This is a genomic window from Dyadobacter sediminis, assembly GCF_005860765.1.
Lineage (GTDB): Bacteria > Bacteroidota > Bacteroidia > Cytophagales > Spirosomataceae > Dyadobacter > Dyadobacter sediminis.
This window is the reverse complement of record NZ_VCEI01000029.1, coordinates 442,601-464,527: the sequence shown is the minus strand read 5'-3', so window position 1 is coordinate 464,527 and position 21,927 is coordinate 442,601. Positions and strand designations below refer to the sequence as shown.

Here is a 21,927-nt window from a genome sequence, read left to right as displayed (position 1 = left end):
CGGGCGCTTTCAGCTGGACACCGGCCGCGGCAGGCAGCTTCAGCTTCACCGTCAAAGTGACCGATAACGGATCGCCCGCCTTGTCTGATGAGGAAACCATCACCGTCACCGTGGGTAATACAACAACAACTAATGTAGCACCAGTTTTAGCTGCAATTGGTAATAAAACGGCAATCACAGGACAAGCGCTGAGCTTTACTGCAACAGCAACCGACGCCAATACAGGCCAGAGCAAAACGTTCTCGTTAGTTAATGCGCCAAGTGGAGCAGCCATCAATGCAACAACAGGTGTGTTCACATGGACACCGGCTACCACGGGCAGCTTTACCTTCACAGTGAAAGTGACCGATAACGGCTCACCTGCTTTGTCTGATGATGAAACCATAGTAGTGACTGTTAATAATGTGACAGCTCCTACATCAGTAACATTGTCGCCACTTGCAGATTCGTATGTTCGCAACGGCAGCTATGCAGGTACCAATTACGGAAGTGCTACAAATATGGTCGTGAAGTCCGGAAGCGGAGACGGTATTACCCGTTCGGCTTACCTGAAGTTCTCGCTCAGCAGCCTGAGTCAGGTAAGTTCGGCCAAGCTTCGTATTTACGCCAGCAATACTGAAAATACGACTTCTATCAATTTGTCTGCATACGGTGTTGACAACGATAGCTGGACAGAAGGCGGAATCAATCTGAACAATGCCCCGGCAAGTTCGTCAACGGTTCTGGGTTCAGTAGGTGTAAATAATACTGCCAAGTACTACGAGATTGATGTAACGGCTTATGTTCAGGCGCAGCTTGCAGCGGATAAAGTAGTAAGCATTGCCGTGAAAAACCCGAGCAATCAGAACAAGAACGTCAATATCAATAGTAAGGAAAATGCATCCAACAAGCCGCAGTTACTAATTGTAACCAACGGTCCTGTGACTTCCGGTGCAAGAACCAGTGCAGAGGAACTTTTCAGCTCAGAATCAGAAGTTGAGTTGGAAAAATCCACGATTTATCCGAATCCGGTTCAGAAGCACTTTACTGTAGAGTTCTCGAAACAACATTCGAAAGATGTTTCGCTGGAAATAATCAGTCAGCTGGGCAGAACTTATAAAATCAATTTGCCGGAACACAGCAGATCAGGGTCGAAAGCAGAAGTAAATATTTCAGATCTGTCGCTGACAGAAGGTATTTATATGCTGAGAATACAATCCGCATCATTGACCGAAGTAGTCAAGGTATTTGTTGTAGATTAAGTAATTCAAAGATCCACTAATCAGACAGGCCTTCCAAGCAACTTGCTTGGGAGGTTTTGTTTTTTATGAGGGTTGAGAAATGTTTGGCATAACGGCTTAAATCCTGTATAATCAATAAGTAAAAACCAGCGTTTTTACCGTCTGATAATCCATAGCGCCTGTACGGAAATGTTGTAGTTATTGTAAACGCAATTCTTCACAGTTTTGTGACCTAAGTTGTTTAAGTGTTCACAGTAACTAATTACAGTAAATGGTTAAATTTATTAAAAGCCGATCCTTTTGGTTAACACAGTCTCCTTTTTAAAATAGAAGATTTAGCTCATTTACAAAATAAAGAATATGCTTTCCAATGAAAATCCTTGGAGTAATATTCCATTGAAAGATTACGAAGCTCACATGGCTCATCCCTTAGTTGGTCAGTCAGAAATGCTTAGTCGATTGATGGAATCAGCTCTTATCAAATATAAGCCTGTCTCTTTGGCTATACTGGGGATTGCTGGCGGGAATGGGCTGGAGCACGTACATACAACACAAACCACCCATGTGTACGGAGTGGATATAAGTCAGGTATATCTCAATGAATGCCAAAATAGGTATTCTTCTCAGATTGAGAACTTGATACTAATCAAACACGATTTGAACAGTAGAGAAGTCTTACCTTTTAAAGTGAACTTGATATTAGCTGGTTTAATTTTCGAATATATAGAATTGGAGAATGGATTGAACCAAGTAGATTCTTGCTTATATCAAAGTGGTTCTTTGATTGTTACTCTTCAGAAGAATAATGGTGTTACTTCCGTAAGCAACAGCGGAATTAATAGTATAAAACAAGTAGCTGGAATATTTAACCTAGTTGATGAAGGAACTTTTGAAAAAAATATTTTGGCTCTTGGATATATTAAGACCGAAAGAAGCGAAAGTTTTTTACCTAATGGTAAATCGTTTGTCAGTCTAGAGTTTAAAAAACTTATTTAGATTTTAGAAATATACAAGACTTTGTTTCACGGGTATTATATACTTCTCCTACAAGGAAAGATTCCTGAAGTGGCTCCGACTTGTATTTCTGGAAGATTCTCGAAATTAGCAAAAGGACCTGTATTTAGATTATACCTTTTTCGACGGTTCAGAAGCACTTTACTGTTAAGTTCTCAAAGCAACATTCGAAAGATGTTTCGCTGGAAATAATCAGTCAGCTGGGCAGAACTTATAAAATCAATTTGCCGGAACACAGCAGATCAGGATCGAAAGCAGAAGTAAATATTTCAGATCTGTCGCTGACAGGAGGTATTTATATGCTGAGAATACAATCCGCATCATTGACCGAAGTAATCAAGGTATTTGTTGTAGATTAAGTAATTCAAAGATCCACTAATCAGACAGGCCTTCCAAGCAACTTGCTTGGGAGGTTTTGTTTTTTATGAGGGTTGAGAAATGTTTATGCAGCAGTTAAAATCTTATAAAATCAGCCAGCAAAACCGGCATTTTACAATTTCTGATTCAGACCGGCCATATATAATAACTGAAATCAGATTCTTGTCATCAGTACTTGATAATGGTTATAATTAGAGGAATGTTACCGTTTGTTAACTCAATGTGTGCAAAGGATAAAAGCATAATGCATGTGTCTGGAAATTAATCGTGATTTAGCAATTAAAATTATTTGGTGCGTTGAAACCTGATTCTTTAATGGTAAATCTTACTGATTGGTTAATTGTTTCATTGAAATAGCAGGCTTTTCCGGGTTCCTGCGATGAGCAACTGCTCGCAGGAAAGTGCACGAGCTTTGCAGCCCGAATCTGCAAGAAATTAAAACTTTATAGACAAATGAGAAAAATAGCGATTGTAGGAGCCGGACAGTCAGGTCTGCATCTGGCGATTCGGCTGCTAAAAAGCGGATATGATGTTACCATTATTTCTGAACATTCTGCAGAAGATATATTTAACGGGCCGCCGACGGGCGCTACTTATTTGTTCAGCGATACGTTGCAGCTTGAAAAAGAACTTGGCTTGGATCTTTGGCATGATACTGCGTATTATTCAACGGGTTTTAATATCAATTTTGGTATGCCGGATGGAAATTATGCGTTCAGTATCAATTCCAGCACAAGTAAGCCCGGCGTATCAATTGATCAGCGAATGAAATTTTATCAGTGGATTAAGTTGTTTCAGGAAAATGGCGGAAAATTCATTGTCAGCAATACAGCGTCATCGGATCTTTTAGAATATACATTGCAGTTTGACCTTGTTGTTATTTCCTGCGGAAAGGGTCCACTTGCAAAATTGTTTACACGTGATGAAGCCAAATCGAGCAGGGAAACACCTGCGCGCAAATTGCTACAATTGCACATCAATAATTTTAAAAACCCGGACAAAACCAAATTCACAACCATTACACTGGATGCTGTAATGGGTGCTGGTGAGATTATCACCGCACCATTTTATCAGAAAGACCACATTCAATGTGCATTTATGCTGATCGAAAGTGTTCCAGGCGGTCCGATGGACATTTTTGACGATGTAAAATCAGGAGCAGTGCATTTGGAAAAAGTCAAAGAAATGATTCAGGATTTGCTGCCATGGAGGTATGACGCTTTTGAAAATGCTGAAATCATACGGGACGATGCTTTTCTTAACGGATCATTTACTCCTGTTGTCCGAAAACCAGTTGTACAGTTGAATTCAAATGCAGCCGTTTTTGGAATTGGCGACGCAGTTATCCTTAACGATCCAATTGTTGGGCAGGGTGGCAACAATGCTACCAAAATGGCCAATGCTTATGCCAAAGCAATTATTGCACATGGAGATAAGCCCTTTGACGTGGATTGGATGAACAAAACATTTGAGGATTTCTGGGAGTACTCAAAGCATGTTAACCGGTTTTGCGATATATTTCTTTCACCACCAGCACCGCATGTAATTGAAATTTTAGGAGCAGCTTCACAAAATGGTGAAATAGCTTCTGATTTCGTTAACGGTTTTAACCATCCGCCAAGCCTGTTTCCATGGCTGGACGAACCAGCAGCAGCACAGCAATATCTGGCAAGCAAAAAATAAAAATGCCGGAGATATTGAGTTAAATGAATAATGCATATAGCATGAATTTGATTTTTGATTTTGAAGTCTTTTTTCTAATTGTCAAAATCTTGCACTTAGATTTTATTTTTCCAAGCTCTTTCAAAGTAGCCGAGATGCTTCTTTCCAGAGAAAAAAGCTTTTAATGACCATACAAAAATCAAAAACGCCTTTCCTGCGAGCACAGTAACTTGTTTTTACTTTACCTCATAATTAACCTTACTGAATCTTAATAAAGATTTAGTAAGGTTAATTGATTTCAAATGAGAAACGCCGACAATCTTCAATAGATCAAAAGATTCAGACTGCCGATACCGCAGATTTTGTGGAAAGTTAAATGTAAGAGTGTGTTGCAAATCTGCCATAAATTTCGATTACCAAGCGTTTTATTTTACAGCTGGAAGCGCCGGATCGGGAGCAAGGGTAAAGCTTAAACAGCAAGCACCCAATTTTGTAAGCCTTGTTCTGGTATCATCAGGCTCTGATAAGATGCATCTTCACTAGTATTAGAAGTAAGTAGCCTGCTACTAACTTCATTATTGTTACGAAAGCATCCAGTCGTAAAAACAATATTCTATAATGAGGGCTATTTTCAAATGCTGCACATGCATGGGCAGTCAATAATTTCTCTTGTTCGAAAAATTAATAAGCAATGTAGGAGATAATCTTTTAAAGGTATAGAAGTGCATCTAAATACCCGTTTGGTAACTAGTCTCTGCCACATGCTAACATTAAAATGTGTGAATGTAAGTAAAGTAGAATCTTACTGGTCAAATTTCATTTTTATCACATAACATAAAAATTATGAAGAAAATCTTTAGGTTCTTTTTACTGCTACTTTATGGTTGTGGCCAATCAATGGCGCAAAGTATAGCGCCTACTGGTGGAGGTGATCCATGTTTAAGCTGTACGCCACCATCATGGACATCGACCGGAGTAATTTCTCATGTATCCACTTTAACCAATTTAGGTGGTTTTAGTAGTATCAAATGGCTGGAACCGGGAACCAATAATCCGGGTTCTGTTTTGCCGCCGCCGTCCGGAGCAAGTACCTTTTTGACAATTGTTGCGCAGGCCAATCAGCCTACAAATCAACCTCACGAAGTTTCTACAATGGTAACCGGGCTAACTGCTGGGCACGTATATACGCTATCGTCTGAAATTATGACGGCTCGGATTGGAAATTTTGCTGGTTCTCCGCCGACCTTTGGCACTTATGGAGCTGATATCCTGATTAAAGTAGACGATGGACTGGTTACAAAACATGTTTTGGTACCTTCCGATGATTGGACCACATTCTCTGTTACGTGGACAGCCACTGATACGGATGCCAAGATTTCTTTTGTAGTGCCGTTAACATCATCGCTCAAAGCTGGTCCAATCAATATTGATGTTACCCAGAATGCTATAACGGATCTCTGTAAAGCCGGTTTAAATCAGGTGACGTTGCAGGGGAATTCTGTTAAAGCCACTTGTCCGACGAATACAGCTGATATTACTACATTCGTTACCGGACAAGCTCCTCCGGGAACCAGCGTTGTCTGGTATAGAGATCCACAACACACTCCTGGCAAAGAAGTTGCTGATCCTCATAATGCATCGGGAGGCCAAGTCGGAATAAAATATTATGCCTTTTACTGGGATGCTGGTTTAAACTGTTTTAATACAAATAATTCTGTTGCAGAGGTAGTTGTAGAAGCTGCTCCGCTTTGTAACCCAATTAAATGTTTAGCAGGTACAGATCAGGTTTGGCTAGGTACAGAAAAGGTCTTTGCAAGTTGCCCTGACTCCCTAGGGAATTTAAATAAGGCCACAATAGATAAAAAACCTTTGGGTGTTATTGTAAGGTGGTTTGATAATCCATATCATTCTGGTCAGTGGATAGAAGATATTACAGCTGTTAAGCCGGGAACATACTATGTGTTTTATTATGACCCGCTTTCCGATTGCTATAATACTGCTGAATCTAAAATTATGGTAACGGTAGAGGTGAACTGCCCTTGTGCTGCAGAAGGCACTACAGTGACCATATCAAATGCCAGTTTAGTTAATGAGTGTCCAAAGCTGACAGTAAATCTAAATAAAGCGTCTTTGGCTACGGCTCCGAATGGCACCGAGCTAGTTTGGTTTAATAATCCTAATCACTCCGGATCTCCAGTTATTGATCCGACAGTAGTAGGAGCAGGCGTTTATTATGCATTTTACTACGACCCTATTATAAAATGCTATAACACCGATAACTCAACTGCGCAAGTCGTTGCCGTTGTTATGCCTTGCGTAGACTTGACGCCGGTGCTGGATATAGATGACGTTGATTTTACCGAAACAGCTGAACGGGACTTCATTGTCAGAATAAAAGAACTTAACGGAAGCAATACGTTTGATGAAATAGGATTCAGCCTGACCAAGCCAAGTGGGTTTGAGGTAACTTACCAATTTTTCAATAGTAATTCCAACGTTTCAGGAGGTATTCAGAATCAGAATTCCAACTGGCAGTTTTCTGAAAACAGCAAGCTGATTACTATTACAAGTAAGCCTGGAGTCATCATTGCAGGAAAAGGTGAGGCAATCATCGGTTTTCATCTTAAGCGTAAAAACGGTGTTCCGTTTAATACTATTCAAAATATTACACCTACGATCGTTACAGGAAATGCAGGTGGTGATGTAAATCCCAAGAATAACAATACAGTTACTAACCTGATCACTACCAAATGATAATTCACATTCAAGATTATTTCAAGATGAAAAATTATTTAAAAATTATCTTCATAACTGCATTGTTGGTCGTCGGAAAACATGCGTTTGCGCAAGATGTCAGTCTCAATATTCTGGGCCAGCCTGACAAGCTTATTTTAGGACAAACCGGGTATGTAAAAATAGAGCTGCTTAATGAATCGCTTGGAGGCCCTACCGCACCAGCAGGACGTCTGAGATCAGAAATCACAGTTTCGCCTAACATAGAAATTGTTGATGTGGTGAAAGACGACAATTCACCGCTGACTTCATTCGGAACGCTCTTCAAAACACCAAGTACGGTCATCCTTCGATATGACGAAGCATTGAAGCCAGGAGACAATGTTGTTTTTCATGTAATTGTGAAAGCTATAACAAAGGCACCGCTTTCTACAATCACTTCTACGCTGGGCTTTCATAACGGTCCGCAAACAAAAGGAAACCATAGCGGAAATGATAACAGTGTTACTAATATCCAGACCATTAATGAAGATCCGCAGCCAGTCACTCTTGTACAGTTTAATGTACAAAAGGAAGAACAAACTGCCTTGTTACGTTGGGAAACAAGTGATGAATTCAACAGTGATCGGTTTGATGTTCAGAAAAGTATTGACGGCAAGAACTGGAAAACGTTTGAAACGATCATGGCCAAAGGTGAAAGCAAGGTTCTGGCAACATATTCTGCAATTGATAAGGAGCCTTACGAAGGAGAAAATCTCTACCGCTTGCACATGATTGATAAAGATGGAACTAGTACGTATAGTAAAGTTCGAGCTTTAAAGTTCAAATCTGCCGGCCTTGTTTCAGTATATCCCAATCCTGTTTCCGAAGCTATTATTCTTGAGTCGTCAAAGTGGGAAGTAATCACAGACATTACTGCAATGAGCTCGGATGGAAAAGTAGTTTACAGTGCCAAGTCTCATCCTGAGCGAGTGGTAAATGTAAAGCAATGGCCTGTCGGAGTGTATTTACTTCGTATCATGGAAAAAAATGGGCTGAGTACTACTCATAAGGTTATGGTGGCAAGATAGCGGCGTTAGCAAGTAGTAATTTCTTAATCTCGGTTAATACGAATTTATATCAAACTATGAAAAAAATAATTTTCCATATAATCCTTTTTTTGGTTACATCCCAAATCTCGGTTGCCCAGGTGTTTTCAGAAACATTTGGATCGGCAGCTTGCTTGAATTGTACGCCTTCGGGCTGGATTCCAACGTTTTTGGACGATCCACTGCCGGCTGTCTCAACCTACTCGAATGTAGGAGGACACAAAAACCTGGAATGGCAGTTCTGGCTTCCGGTTCCGTCATCTGGCAATCAGTCTCCCAACAATACATTTCTGACACTTCATACTTTTCCGGAAAATACCTTATCAAGTGGCGCTTATACCACTTTTTCAGATTTGGTGCCGGGCCATCAGTATAAGTTCACGTTTTACGTGATGACTATGAAGTATGAAAAAATATTTGATCCTACTGATCCCAGCAAGAATCAATTAAGTGATTTTGCCGGATCCGTTTCTTACAGACTGGATGTATTGCCATTAGAAACAGTTAATTTTGATCAGCCAAATGTAAATAACAGAGGTATTTGGTTAAAGCAGGAATATGTTTTTACTGCACAGTCTACCAGTCATAAATTTACTGTTGAGGCAGGAAAAAAGTATCAAAGTCCACTACGCGGAGCAGTTAATATTGATGTCGGAGCCAATGCTCTTGTTGATCTTTCGTGCTTGGCTACCACCAAGCCCAAAGGTGAATCTGGTATAGGAACTCTATCCAATTCTTGCCCTACTAAAACAATAAACCTTTATAAAGCCGTAGAAAACAGTCCCAATCCGCCCGGCACTACTCTCGTTTTCTTCGACAATGACAAGCACGAAGGTAATTCTCTTCCCAATGGTACAGCTGCTCCTAGTTCTCCGGGACTGCATTCTTATTATGCTTATTATTATGATGCCGCCAACGATTGTTACAGTAATCCTTTATGGATACAAGTGAAACTGGAAGACTGCGTTACACAGGTGTGTGATGCCGGAAGTTCCCAAGTATCACTGGATGCGCAAAAGACAACAGTATTTCCTATTTCTCCATCAACAACGGCTGATCTTAATACTGCCTTGGATGTCGATCCAGTAACCCCTTTTCCTCTGGATAAACCTTGGGTTTCTGTAGTGTGGTTTGATAATCCTACGCATTCAGGTGATCCAATTAACGATTTTCCTTCTTCTGCATTCGCTCCCAAGGGAACATATTATGCTTTCTATGTGGACTACACGCAAGGAGTATGTTATAACACAGACAACTCAACCGCCAAGGTGGAAGTTAAGAATTGTTATGCTGGTAACCAGCAGGTTTTTAGTGCCAAAGAACTGACAAGCGTTTGCCCAACTATTACCGTGGATCTTAATAAAGCGTTTTCGGGATCTCCTATTGCCGGTACGCAGCTGGTTTGGTTTGACAATCCAAATCATACCGGACAAGCTATGGATGCAATTACAGTTGCCGCTGCTCCGCCGGGAACATATTATGCCTTCTTCTGGGACAATCAGCATAACTGTTATAATACGGACAATTCTACCGCCAAGGTAACGGCCCTAGTTCCATGCCCATCTGATTTGACGCTTACTGTCGATATCAATGAAGTTAATTTTGATGAAAGTTCTTCGAGGGACTTTGTTGTACACGTATGGAATTCACAGAGCAATCCTACATCTACGCCAATTGAGTTTAAAGTAGCAAAGATCGACGGATTTAAAATAACTACTCCGGGGGTTAATTCCGTTTCCAATGTCTTTGGAGGAACGGCAAATGAAAATGGAGATTGGCTGCTTTCATCGGATAATGATTATATTATCGTAAGATCCAAGCCTGGTTATAAAATGAACCCGGCAGGCCATTCCGTAATTGGGTTTAACATAATACGCAATGCTGGTGTGCCAAGTGGAACAACTCGTAAAATTGTAGCGTCAATAAGTCCAAACTCCGGTGGTGACACGGATGAAACAAATAATACTGTCATGACCGCAATAGGTGCTAATTAAATTCTTGCAATGTTATCCTAAGTTTTTTGGAGTAGCTGTTATATATAAGAATTATAACAGCTACTCTAAAATATAAAAGATAGTATTGTGTAACTACCATAGCTAATCCTTTCAGGCAGTTGAAAGTATGGCTTCCGATATTTCTTTTATGTAAATGAGCAATCCTTTCTGCCCTTGTTGTAAAAGTCTTCTCTTTTCAATAACATAAAATCCGATAGAACCCGTACTACCATAGGATTCATAATCTCTTTTACCCGTTTGGTCTACAAGCGGGTTATAGGAGCAATGTTTATAATTCGATGTATGAGTTCTGTTAATCTAAATCCGGCTCCATACCGCAAGTGTGTTTTGCTCCAAAAATCAAAAACGCCGTTCCTGCAAGCAAGAACGGCGTTTTGTGCCGAAGGCGGGACTCGAACCCGCACAGGGCAATCCCCACACGCCTCTGAAACGTGCGTGTCTACCAATTTCACCACTTCGGCATTGAAAAACTGGTTGGCAAAAATAGTAATAATGTTTTGGACTTTACAAGTCTTTTGAGGTTACAAAAACATTAAAGTGCATATTTTCTCTAAATTTTTACGCTTTCAAACAATTCCGGAATGTAAACATTTTTAAATCCGGCATTTTCCAGCTTCTGTTTAAAAGAAAGCTGCGTTTCGTATTCGCCGTGAACCAGAAATACTTTTTCCACTTTTTCCGGATTCTGGCAGGCCAGAAAAGCAAGCATTTCATTGTAATCGCCATGCCCGGAAAAGGAATCCAGATTGGCAATATGGCAGTTTACATCGTACTTTTCTCCAAAGATATCAACTTGTTTGTCGCCGCGTTTCAAAGCGCCGGCAAGCGTATTGCCAGAAGCGTAGCCCACAAGCAAAACCGTGCATTTCGGGTCTTCTATGTTATTTTTTATATGGTGCTTGACCCGGCCTGCTTCGGCCATTCCGGATGAGGAAATAATGATGCAAGGTTCTTTTTTACCATTCAGCGCAATAGATTCGCTTGTCTCGGAAATGTAATGCAGATATGGAAATGCAAAGGCATCGCCGTCTTTTTCTATGTATTCCAGAATTTCAGGATTGAAGCATTCGTCATGCGCTTTCATAATGCCTGTGGCGCGGACAGCCAGTGGACTGTCGATATAAACCGGAATCTGGGGCAGTTTTCCTGAACTGGAAAGCTGGTCCAGCGCATAAATAAGTTCCTGCGTACGGTCAATGGCGAAGGCTGGAATAATCAGTTTACCTTTGCGTTCTACGCAGGTTTCCCGCACAATCTTTAAAAGGTGCGCCTGCATGTCGCCTTCTTTTTCGTGCAAACGGTCGCCGTAAGTTGATTCGCAAATAATAACATCAGCTTGCGGAAAAGCGTCCGGCCTGCGGAGAATATGATCATCCGGACGGCCGATGTCGCCGGTAAAAGTTACTTGCTTTGCATGTCCGTTATCCTGAAATGTCAAATGCACGGCGGCACTGCCCAGCAAGTGCGCTGCATCCGTAAGAAGTACCGAAACCTCTTTATCATTTCCCAGAAAAAAAGGCTTGTTGTACTGAACTTCCTGAAACAGGCTCAATGCATGAACGGCATCTTCTGTATTATACAATTCTTCAATAAGCGGTCGGTTCTGTTTTTGCCGGCGGCGGTTAACCCGTTCCAGGTCTTTTTCCTGAATATGCGCGCTGTCCAGCAGCATCACGCGGCAAAGATCGGCCGTAGCTGAAGTACAGTAAATCGGGCCTTTGAAACCCTGCTTTGCAAGCCGGGGAATGAGTCCCGAATGATCAATGTGCGCATGAGACAAAATGAGATAATCAATTTCCGAAGGATTAAAACCAAAATTCTGATTGGCTTCATCCGTCTGGATTCCCTGAAACAAGCCGCAGTCGAGCAAAATTCGGGTTCCTTTTTCGGTCGTTACAAGGTGCTTGCTCCCGGTAACGGTTCTTGCTGCTCCAAAAAACTGTATTTGCATGTTCATGTATTTAATCAGGCCAGAACGTATAAAGAATCCAGGTTGCGTCCGAAACCATCGTAATCCAAGCCGTAACCGACTACAAATTTGTTGTCAATTTCGAAGCCGACATAGCGCATATCAATCGGCGTTTTCAGTGCTTCGGGTTTGTGCAGCAATGTGGCGATTTCAACTGATTTTGGGGAACGATCCTTTATTTGCTTTAACAAATGCGCCATAGTAAGGCCGGTATCGACGATATCTTCCACAATAATGATGTCGCGGTTTTCAATGCTTTCTTCCATTCCGATAATTTGTCTTACATTTCCGGTCGATTCGGTTTGTGAATAGGAGGAAAACCGGATAAAAGTAATTTCGCAGGTTAATGAAATGTTTTTGACAAGTTCGCCGGCAAAAAGAAAAGCGCCGTTGAGAACCACAATAAATACCGGGTTGCGTCCTGCATAATCCTTACCGATCTGATCTGCCAGTTCAGCGATCCGGCTTTCAATGCTGCTTCGGGATATAAAAGGGACAAAAGTTTTATCCAGAATGTTAATCATAATAATTGGTGACGTTCTTTATCCATTTTCGGGACGGGAAAGATGAATTCAGGTCTTTGATAAAATACAGTGAATACTCTGAGCATCAATATTAACTCTTTTTTCAAAAACCCGGCGGATGATAAACGTAAATTAAAGAACACACGTTAATTAAAACACATTTTACCACAACTATGAAAAGTATAATCGTTAACACCATAAAATCCTGCTTCTTAAGTGTCATCGCCTTTCATTCTGTTTCTGCTCAATTGTATTCTTCGGCGGAGCTCGACAAGAAATATGATATGGTCATCAATAATCCCGGCGTGCAGATAGAAGCAACTGAGGCCATTAATCTGCTTTACAATTACAAGTTTGCCGAAGCGGATACGGAGTTCCGGTGGCTGAAATACCGTTACCCGAAACATCCGATGCCGCACTTTCTGATGGGCCTGGCCGAATGGTGGAAAATCGTTCCGAATACGGACAATGAAGCTTATGACAAAGCATTTCTGGCGCAAATGGATTCCACGATCAATCTGGCGGAGGAGCTTTATGATAATCAGAAAAACAAGGTGGAACCGGCTTTTTTCCTGACAGCAGCCTATGCATTCAAAGGACGCCTTTATGCGGAACGTGAAAGCTGGACCAAAGCAGCATTTGCGGGCAAGAAGTCATTGAAATATTTTGAGCAATGCAAAGGAAACGGCGACCTTACGCCGGAACTGCTTTTTGGCGACGGTTTGTACAATTACTATGCAGAATGGATTCCGAAAGAATACCCGATATTGAAACCCATACTGGCACTTTTTCCAAAAGGCAACAGAAAACTCGGAGAACAGCAGCTTGAAAAAGTAGGCAATAATGCATTTTACACCCGGGTTGAGGCCAGGTATTTTCTGCTGCAGATTTACAGCATGGAAAATGAAAACAGCAAAGCATACGAAATGGCCAAGTACATGTGGCAGACTTTTCCGAATAATCCCTATTTTGAAAGGTACTTTTGCAGAACGGCATTTGTGACCGGTAAAATTGCAGAAGCGGAAAAAGCCGCACATAATATCATCAGTAAAATTGAGCAGGGCATGCCGGGTTATGAAGGCGTAAGCGGACGAAATGCAGCTTATATACTGGCTTTTTACAACATGAATTACCATCGCAATTACGAGCTTGCTGCACAGTATTACCAAAAGGCTATTGATTATTCTGTGAAAACCAATTCGCTGAGTGCAGGTTATTACGTTTCTTCATTAATCGGAATGGGTAAAATTGCGGAGTCCAAAAAGAATTATGACGAAGCATTGAAGTATTACAAACTGGCTGACGACCGGGCTGAAAGAAAATCCGGTCAGGACAAAGAAGCTAAAACTGCCATTGCCAATCTGAAAAAAATGAAGCGGGAACAGCGGAGGAGAAGGTAAATAATAGAATATGGAAAATCACATTGAGCAAATCCAGAAAAGCATAGAGCCGCTTCGGCAGCAGATTATCAATCATAAAGTATATGCTGCAATTCAGGATATTGAGGGCCTTGGAATATTTATGCAGTATCATGCGTATGCAGTATGGGATTTTATGTCGCTCCTGAAATCACTGCAGAATAGCCTGACTTGTACTGTTGTTCCGTGGTTTCCGAAAGGCTCGCCGGAAAGCCGTTATCTGATCAATGAAATCGTGCTGGGTGAAGAGTCGGACGTTGATATGGAAGGCAACAGAAAAAGCCACTTTGAACTGTACCTGGAAGCGATGTGCCAATGCGGTGCAGACACCGCACCAATCACCGGTTTTATTTCAGAACTGATGCAAGGCAACGCTCTTGAACAGGCATTTCAGAAAGCCGGTACGCCGGAGAAAGCGGCACAGTTTGTCAGCAACACATTCGGGATTATTGGCAGCAACAAGGATTATGTTCAGGCTGCAGTTTTCACATTCGGGCGGGAGGATCTGATTCCGGACATGTTCCATTCCATTATCAATGATTTGCATGCACATTTTCCCGAGCGTATTTCCATTTTTAAATATTATCTGGAAAGGCATATTGAAGTGGACGGCGATCATCACAGCCATTTAGCCCTGCAAATGACATCAAACCTTTGCGGAACAAATGAAGAATTCTGGCAGGAAGCGACAGAAGCAGTAAAGACGTCATTACAAAAGCGTATTGACTTATGGGACGGCGTTTATGATTCCATTATGGCGCGCAAGCGGGTGACGGTATGAATGAAAAGAGTATCATAAGTCATTTATTGTTTATAAACAGATTATAGTCCGTAGGATAGGATAAATACAATAAAAAACCCGGCTGATTGACTGCAACCGGGTTTTCTATTTATAAACAACAAAAGTCAACTTAACGTAAAGGCCACTTACTTCTTCAATGCTGCATAGTGCTTGAAAAACAGGGGAATTGTCTCTATTCCTTTATAATAATTAAAAATTCCATAGCTTTCGTTCGGCGAATGCAGATTGTCAATATCCAGTCCGAAGCCCATTAAGATACTTTTACAGCCCAGTTCCTGCTCAAACAGCGCAACAATCGGGATGCTTCCTCCACCGCGTGTCGGGATTGGCTTTTTGCCGAAAGACTCTTCCATGGCCATTTCCGCCGCTTTGTATTCTACCGAGTCCGTTGGCGTCACATAAGGAAGTCCGCCGTGATGCGGAACGACTTTCACCTTTACCGAAGCCGGTGCAATGGATTCAAAATGCTTTGTAAACAGCTCGCAGATTTCATCATCGTTCTGGTTTGGAACCAGCCGCATGGATATTTTGGCATTGGCCTTGGAAGGCAAAACCGTTTTGGCACCTTCACCGATGTATCCGCCCCAGATGCCGTTTACATCCAGCGTCGGGCGTACCGACGTTCTTTCAATCGTTGTATAGCCTTCCTCGCCAAGCACATCGCCGATCTGAAGTTCATTCTTGTATTCTTCCAGATCAAACGGCGCTGCGTTCAATGCGGTTCTCTGGTCCGGCGTAAGTTCTTCCACTTTGTCGTAAAATCCGGGAATGGTTATATGCCCGTTTTCATCTTTCAAAGAAGCAATCATTTCGCAAAGCACATTAATCGGATTGGCAACGCCGCCGCCGTAAACGCCTGAATGCAAGTCGCGGTTTGCACCGATCACTTCTACTTCTACGTAAGTCAGCCCGCGCAGACCGGTTTCAATAGACGGAACGTCGTTCGCAATAATGCTCGTATCAGAAATCAGGATCGTGTCGCATTTCAGCATTTCCTGATGTTCCTTTACAAATGTTCCCAGATTGGAAGAGCCGATTTCTTCTTCTCCTTCAATCATGATTTTTACATTGCAAGTAAGGGAATCGGTTGCCAGCATGGTTTCCAGTGCCTTTATATGCATATAAAACTGTCCTTTGTCATCACACGAACCTCTTGCATAAATTCGGTCATTTTTGATCACAGGCTCAAACGGAGGCGAATCCCAGAGTTCGTACGGATCGGCAGGCTGTACGTCGTAATGCCCGTAAATCAGTACGGTCGGAAGGGAAGCATCTACAAGTTTTTCGCCGTAAACAACCGGATGCCCAGCCGTTTCATAGATTTCAGCACGATCTGCGCCAGCTTCCAGAATCCTGTCACGGACGTATTCAGCCGCTTTCAGCATGTCATTTTTAAATTTGGAATCTGCGCTTACAGAAGGTATTCGGAGCAAATCCAGCAATTCATTCAGGAATCTGTCACGGTTTTTATCTATATAATCAAGCATCGCTTCTAAAATGGTTAGTCTTCAAAATAGGTATAGAACTGCGCACAAGTTAAAAAAATAACCCCTGAAGGATTGCCTCAGGGGTTATTTTTCCAAAATATACTTTTAAGAATTTCGTCGTTCAGCTTTGGACTTGAAAATATTGACGCGGCTTTCATTTCCGTTCATAAGCCTTTTGATATTTTTCTGATGCGTAAAAACGACCAGAACAAACATGGTAAATCCAAATACAATCAGCAGCGGCTCCGGATGACCAAAAACGCCGATCCAGGAAAGTACCGGAAATGCAAGCGTGGCCAGAATCGAACTCAGCGACACGTACTGGGAAGCAAGGAGCGTCAGGATAAAAATCGTGATGCAAAGCAAAGCAAGTTCGGGATGGATTGCGAGCACCATACCCAGCAGGGTTGCAATTCCTTTTCCTCCTTTGAAATTTACAAATACCGGAAAAATGTGACCAATGATTGCAATGATACCAAAAATAATCTTGTACATAAGCAATTCAGTCTCACCGATTTCATTCATGTAAAAAAGCATGGATGCCAGACAGGTTGCCGTCCAGCCTTTCAGTACATCGATGAGCATGACAACCGTGCCTGCTCTTTTTCCAAGAATCCGGAACGTGTTGGTTGCGCCTGCATTGCCGCTTCCGTGTTTTCTGACATCAATTCCAAAGTAACCAATTCCGTACCAGACCGAGCTGGGTATAGATCCTAATAAATAGGCTGCAATAATCGTAATAATTAATAAGGCAATACTCATTTTGAAATTTTCATAATTATTGGACTATAAAACGTTTTTCAAAAAATAAGATAGCCGGAGGATTTACAATCAAAAGGGATGTAAAACTAAGTTTTAATATGCATATTTTCAAATATTAGTATAAAGTATTGAAATTATGCACAATTTCAGAAGCCTTCTGCCGGCTCTGCTTTTTTCTTCTTTTCTTCGGGTGTTACAGGCTTTTTCTTGGCAGCTTTTACCAGTTTTGCTTTTTTGAGTGCCGGCTGATAAAAGTCATCAAAGCGGTTAACAAACAAATCCTTTTCTTCAGTCCCAAGTCCGATCAAAGTCATATCCTTGGATTTCACATTCTTGGATTTCGCTGTAATCTGATCATTGAAATCGACTTGCGATGAAACAACACCCAATTCCCCGAGTTTGTAATCAAAAAAGTACCAGATATCCGGCGAAGCCTGCAGAAAAAGGCTGAATTCGTCACCGTCTACTGTCCGCCTGATTTCCAGAACGCCGTCCATCTGTGCATTGATGTTGTTTCTTCCCAAATGCGCAACGCCAATCGGACCCTGAGAATAATAGGCACCATGCGTAGCGGACCAATGCAGGTCTACATTGGACAAAAGCATCGGAACATCCAGCGTCGGAGAAGCTTCGAATAAAGGTTTGTAGCCGGCAGCCGTAAGTTTTATATATGCATCCGTAGCTTGCGGGCCAATCAGAGCGGATAATTTCCGGTTCAGTTGCTCCGCGTCGTCATCTGCTGCGGTACTGTTTTGTTCTTCCAGATTCGTTTCTACAATTTTAGCTGCCAAAGGTTGTAAAATCGGTTCGAGTGCCGGCAGTTTCATCAGTAACATCGTATTGAACGCAAATTTTGAGCTGTCCACCTGAACTTCTCCCGTACCGACCGATTGCAGCCACGGATCACGAATCAGTTTCAGCTGGCCGGAAAAAGTAGCCAGTCCGGTTTTATCATCAAATCGCAATGCGTTGGCTTCGTCGATAAGGCCGTCAGCACCGGGCGGAGGCATTACCCGGAAAGCTTTGCTGTCCTCATCGTAATTAAGCGCGCCTTGTGCAAGGTAAATATCGTCGTCTCCGTCGGATTCCTTTGGCGAAAGAAATGACATGTACATGCCTCTCGTTTCATTGTAATGCAAGCCGACAGAAAGCGGTATTTCATGCTCGTTTTTCAGGTTTTTATCAATTTTGATCGAAATGGATTCGCCCGGCGATTCCTTGTAAACAATCCAGGAGCTCTGAAAATCCTTTCTGAATTTGATCATCGGTTTTACAAATCCGTCCAGTTGCAGCGAAGGTTCGTAAGCAATCAGGTTAATTCCGCCTTTGTACTGAATGCGCGGCGAAAGAATCAGGTTTTCGGTTTCCTTTACGTCCGCACGCGCCGTTGTATAATACTTGATTGCAGCCGGCGCTTTATCCGATCTCGAGCGTTTGCCTTCTTCTGCCGCGCCTATTTCTCTCAGTTCGAAATTCTGCATTTTAATGTTGAAAGTATCTTTTCTTGCCGTTATATACTGATACGTAGCCGAACCTTCAAAGTGGTTCCGGGAATCAATGCGGATGTCGGCATCGCGCATCCGGTGCGACGTATTCAGCGTATCGATTTCAATACGGGCTTTCTTCAACGGGTTTATTTTCCCTTTGCTGTCCACGCTTACAAGTCCGCCATCGGGAATAATTTTGACATCGGCAGTTTGGATAAACGGAACGCCTTTGATGTTGAGCGTTACTTTATCAATGTCATAAATCGCTTCCGAGCCGTTGAACGTCAGTCCTTCCTGCGTAGAATCCATGGAAGTATAGGATGAAGTTTCACCAAAACCCTTCATCAAAATGGTTTTCTTGTTCATATCCCATTTCGCACTTCCGATGAGTGTCTGATAAGAAGCCGTCGGGATCTGCATGCCGGACGAATCCGTTCCGAATCCGGTTTCATCCGTCAGGAAATTGGCCACTCCGGTTTTGAAGTTGAAATCAATATTTACGTTATTTCCGGTCAGCAGCTTTTTGGAAGATTTCTGATCGCCGCTGTTAATGGAAAATGCCGAGCGATTGGCCAGAAATCCGTCTTTATTGAATTTGATATCGGGCGAAGACAATTCCGAATCCGGCCTTTTCAGCTTTCCATTGCCATACAATCCGCTCGAACGCAGCAAAAGACTTCCTTCCAGGCTCGTTGTTCCTTTGTAAAAAGAAAACGATTTTCCCTGTGTATTGATAAACATACTGTCTGCATTCGGAAACCATTTCAGCGCATAATCTTTCAGCTCCACGCCCGGAAAATAACCGTTGCCAATCGTTGCTTCCCTGATACTTGCCACATCGCCGGACGCCATTAAAGAATCCGCCGTAAGCAGCACATTTTTGGCAGTCATGGAAGCAGACAAATATTTCAGTACGGCCTTGGAATGCAGACCGCTGTTGTCCATTGTAAGTGTATCTGTAAACTTCGCAAGCGCTTTTCCGTCGTACAGTTTCAGATCAGTAACCGGCGGTTTGTAGTCAAAGCCCAGCGAATTGTCCGGCATGCTTTTCAAAAGCGTCTGAATAGGAGGGATAATGCCGTTTGAATTGAATGTTCCTTCAAAAATCACATCTCGGTTGTCGAGTCCGTCCATATCTATTTTCGGGATTTTGAAAAAGACTTCGCGCGGATACAGAACCGTTCCGCGTTCAGGCTGATCGAAGTACACAATCATTCCGTCGGGAACGACAAGCCGCGGCGATTTTTTGATCCCTTTCTGAATCCCGGATTTATTTTTCGGATCGCTGAGGTAAAATGTTCCGCCTTTTTCATATTTCACATGTCCGCCGACTTCCCCTTTCTGGCCTTTGGCAAATTTTTCGCGTGGCGTAAACGTAATGGAATCCGACGGCGCAACATTCACGAAAAACTGATTGTAATCAAACTTTACATTTTGTCCTCTGAACTGATAATTGGACGCCACCATTTGTCCGTTCAGCGTAAAATTCCTGTTTTTGCCAATCACCAGTTTTTTATCCGCCGGAACTGCATAAATCTTTAAAGAATCGCTGACCACAAATCGGGAAACGCCCAGAACCGTAAGCAGCGTATCCGGAAGATTGATCGTCGCATTGGCAACTTCTTCATTGGCTGCAAACTGGGACGTAACCTGAAAATTATCATAATCCGCTTTGTCCAGATTGGCAAGCACGTACAAAATGCCTTTTTTGCTTAATGCAAATTCATCCGTTGCCTTGTTGTAAACAAAGTACTCTTCCAGTGCAAGCCGTTGCAATGCGTTGCGCAGAATTTTAGGGTTCTGTTTAAACTTTGTCGCCAGTTCCTCGGCAAGAAACGCGGATTTTTTTTCGGTTTGCGTATAATTGGCGGCCATAATCAAAGGCTGAAAACCGTATTCCCGGCTGATGTCCTTGAATTTTTCCTTTTTGAAATAATCATAGGATTCCAGCCTTACCGGAACAACCTGCTTGCCGTCAATGCGTAAAAATTCCACTTTTTCATTCGGGAATTTCCAGCGCATAGCCTGCGACCAGATGTTCATTTTATGGTATGAATCTTGATACGGCAGCGGCGCATAATCTGTTTTTTCAGCGCGGCCCAGTTTCAAAATGCCTTCGTCATCGTTATACTTGAACGTAACGCCGGGATGATAAAGCGAATCGCTTCCCAAAGGCATGGAAAAAGTCGCAAACGAAGAAGTAATGACCGAATCTTTCAGCATGAATTTCTTGCTCTGCGCCTTAAAAGCAACTTTATCCTTATACTTCACCTGAATGGCGGACGGCTTGTCGCTCAGCGAAGAGCTGTACATTTCCATTCCGATGAGTGCAAAACCGCCTTTGTAATCAATGTTTTTTCGGGATGCTTTCAGTCGCGCGTCAATGCCGTTGGAAACAAACCGCGGATACGGAGCCGGCTGTCCTTTTACCTTTTTTACACCGCGGTATTCAAGCGTTCCCTTGATCGGCGCTTCAAGCTGGCGTTCATTATGAAGTGTAACGTTTTCGGCAAGAAGTTTTGGCTGTGAAATATTGAACGAGTAACTGTCCAGATCGGCATAAATAGAAGAATCGCCCGCAGCCTGCCAGTTGAACTTCCCGTTTTTTCCCACAAAAATGCCGTCTTTCAGCATGACACTGCCGTTTGCAGGACCAAAAACAACGGAATCGCCCGCCGTCACCATGGCGAATGTTGCATTCTGAAGATCGAGTAACGGACCGGAAATAGCCGGAAGCGGATTGGATTTGGGCGCTATAACAAAGTTGGAATCAGTCGGCGTATCCCAGCTGTCATTTGCTGCTGCAACGGTTGCTTCGGCATTGGCAGTTTGTGCATTGGTCGTGTCAAACCGGTATTTATACGTTCCGCCAAGCAAGTAAAGTGAATTGTAATTGGCGGCATACAGTTTGTTCGTTTCATTCACTGACCGGATCGTTTCCAGTATTTTCTGAAAACCCTTGCCGTCGTATTTTTCCCCGGAACTTGCTGCGATGTTCAGAAATCCGTCCAGATTTTCAGGCGACTGTTTAGCGAAAAAATGCGTATTACGTGCCAAAAGTGCAAGAACAGGGCCTGCTTTTTGCCCTTTTGCGATCTGCGTTTTTACGATGTTTATAAATTTCGCCTGCTGCGTGCTGTTGACGGAAGACGTCCAGATGCTGTCCAGCTCAGCGGCTGGCCGGACAAACTGCGGATTGCGGCTGCCGTCCATCAATTTGCGGAACTGCACCATAAACTGGCCCGGCTCGTCCGGAAATTTCAGGTTCTGTGCGGAAGCCGTTATTCCGATGGTTGCCAGAAAATAAAGTAGTAAAGTAAATCGGATTATTTTCATGTGTTGTTGGCTTTTAGCATTTAGCTATTGGC

At 42.5% G+C, this 21,927-nt stretch carries 14 protein-coding genes and 1 tRNA gene; 9 read left to right on the top strand and 6 right to left on the bottom strand.

Going from position 1 to position 21,927, the window contains the following annotated elements:
- The 7 genes from FEM55_RS21385 to FEM55_RS21355 all read left to right on the top strand — a co-directional run.
- Positions 1–1,241, top strand: a 1,241-nt coding sequence (locus FEM55_RS21385) for a CBM96 family carbohydrate-binding protein (RefSeq protein WP_138283424.1), incomplete at its 5' end; no start/stop codon positions are given.
- 339 nt (positions 1,242–1,580) lie between these two features.
- The gene (locus FEM55_RS21380; protein WP_138283423.1) at positions 1,581–2,216 is read left to right on the top strand and encodes a class I SAM-dependent methyltransferase; all 636 of its coding nucleotides are present in this window, start codon (positions 1,581–1,583) and stop codon (positions 2,214–2,216) included.
- Positions 2,217–2,344: 128 nt separating this feature from the next.
- Complete coding sequence (locus FEM55_RS25425; protein ID WP_138283444.1) at positions 2,345–2,593, top strand: T9SS type A sorting domain-containing protein; 249 nt, start codon at positions 2,345–2,347, stop codon at positions 2,591–2,593.
- Between the two features lie 472 nt (positions 2,594–3,065).
- Complete coding sequence (locus FEM55_RS21370; protein WP_138283422.1) at positions 3,066–4,295, top strand: styrene monooxygenase/indole monooxygenase family protein; 1,230 nt, start codon at positions 3,066–3,068, stop codon at positions 4,293–4,295.
- Positions 4,296–5,117: 822 nt separating this feature from the next.
- Positions 5,118–7,028, top strand: coding sequence for a hypothetical protein (locus FEM55_RS21365; RefSeq protein WP_138283421.1), 1,911 nt, complete (start codon positions 5,118–5,120; stop codon positions 7,026–7,028).
- Positions 7,025–8,077: a T9SS type A sorting domain-containing protein gene (locus FEM55_RS21360; protein WP_138283420.1), complete on the top strand. Its 1,053-nt coding sequence runs from the start codon at positions 7,025–7,027 to the stop codon at positions 8,075–8,077. The genes FEM55_RS21365 and FEM55_RS21360 overlap by 4 nt, the downstream gene beginning before the upstream one ends.
- A gap of 56 nt (positions 8,078–8,133) precedes the next feature.
- Complete coding sequence (locus FEM55_RS21355) at positions 8,134–10,089, top strand: hypothetical protein (RefSeq protein ID WP_138283419.1); 1,956 nt, start codon at positions 8,134–8,136, stop codon at positions 10,087–10,089.
- Positions 10,090–10,487: 398 nt separating this feature from the next.
- On the opposite strand, the gene FEM55_RS21350 is transcribed toward FEM55_RS21355, so the two are convergent.
- The 3 genes from FEM55_RS21350 to hpt all read right to left on the bottom strand — a co-directional run bounded on the left by FEM55_RS21350 (position 10,488) and on the right by hpt (position 12,603).
- Positions 10,488–10,571, bottom strand: a tRNA-Leu gene (locus FEM55_RS21350).
- An 89-nt stretch (positions 10,572–10,660) separates the two neighbouring features.
- On the bottom strand, positions 10,661–12,061 hold the full coding sequence (locus FEM55_RS21345) for an MBL fold metallo-hydrolase RNA specificity domain-containing protein (RefSeq protein WP_138283418.1): 1,401 nt from the start codon (positions 12,059–12,061) through the stop codon (positions 10,661–10,663).
- A gap of 14 nt (positions 12,062–12,075) precedes the next feature.
- On the bottom strand, positions 12,076–12,603 hold the full coding sequence (gene hpt / locus FEM55_RS21340; protein ID WP_138283417.1) for a hypoxanthine phosphoribosyltransferase: 528 nt from the start codon (positions 12,601–12,603) through the stop codon (positions 12,076–12,078).
- Positions 12,604–12,776: 173 nt separating this feature from the next.
- Between hpt and FEM55_RS21335 the strand changes: the two genes are divergently transcribed.
- Both FEM55_RS21335 and FEM55_RS21330 read left to right on the top strand, forming a co-directional pair.
- Positions 12,777–14,003 carry a tetratricopeptide repeat protein gene (locus tag FEM55_RS21335; RefSeq protein WP_138283416.1) on the top strand — a complete coding sequence of 409 codons (1,227 nt, stop codon included), beginning with the start codon at positions 12,777–12,779 and terminating at the stop codon, positions 14,001–14,003.
- Between the two features lie 10 nt (positions 14,004–14,013).
- Positions 14,014–14,802 carry a DUF3050 domain-containing protein gene (locus FEM55_RS21330; RefSeq protein ID WP_138283415.1) on the top strand — a complete coding sequence of 263 codons (789 nt, stop codon included), beginning with the start codon at positions 14,014–14,016 and terminating at the stop codon, positions 14,800–14,802.
- 146 nt (positions 14,803–14,948) lie between these two features.
- Here the strand turns inward: FEM55_RS21330 and FEM55_RS21325 are convergent, their stop codons facing one another.
- The 3 genes from FEM55_RS21325 to FEM55_RS21315 all read right to left on the bottom strand — a co-directional run bounded on the left by FEM55_RS21325 (position 14,949) and on the right by FEM55_RS21315 (position 21,895).
- Complete coding sequence (locus tag FEM55_RS21325) at positions 14,949–16,310, bottom strand: dipeptidase (RefSeq protein WP_138283414.1); 1,362 nt, start codon at positions 16,308–16,310, stop codon at positions 14,949–14,951.
- Positions 16,311–16,415: 105 nt separating this feature from the next.
- Positions 16,416–17,072, bottom strand: a complete 657-nt coding sequence (gene plsY / locus FEM55_RS21320) for a glycerol-3-phosphate 1-O-acyltransferase PlsY (protein ID WP_138283413.1) — start codon at positions 17,070–17,072, stop codon at positions 16,416–16,418.
- A gap of 146 nt (positions 17,073–17,218) precedes the next feature.
- Positions 17,219–21,895 carry a hypothetical protein gene (locus tag FEM55_RS21315; protein WP_138283412.1) on the bottom strand — a complete coding sequence of 1,559 codons (4,677 nt, stop codon included), beginning with the start codon at positions 21,893–21,895 and terminating at the stop codon, positions 17,219–17,221.
- Positions 21,896–21,927: the final 32 nt, after the last annotated feature.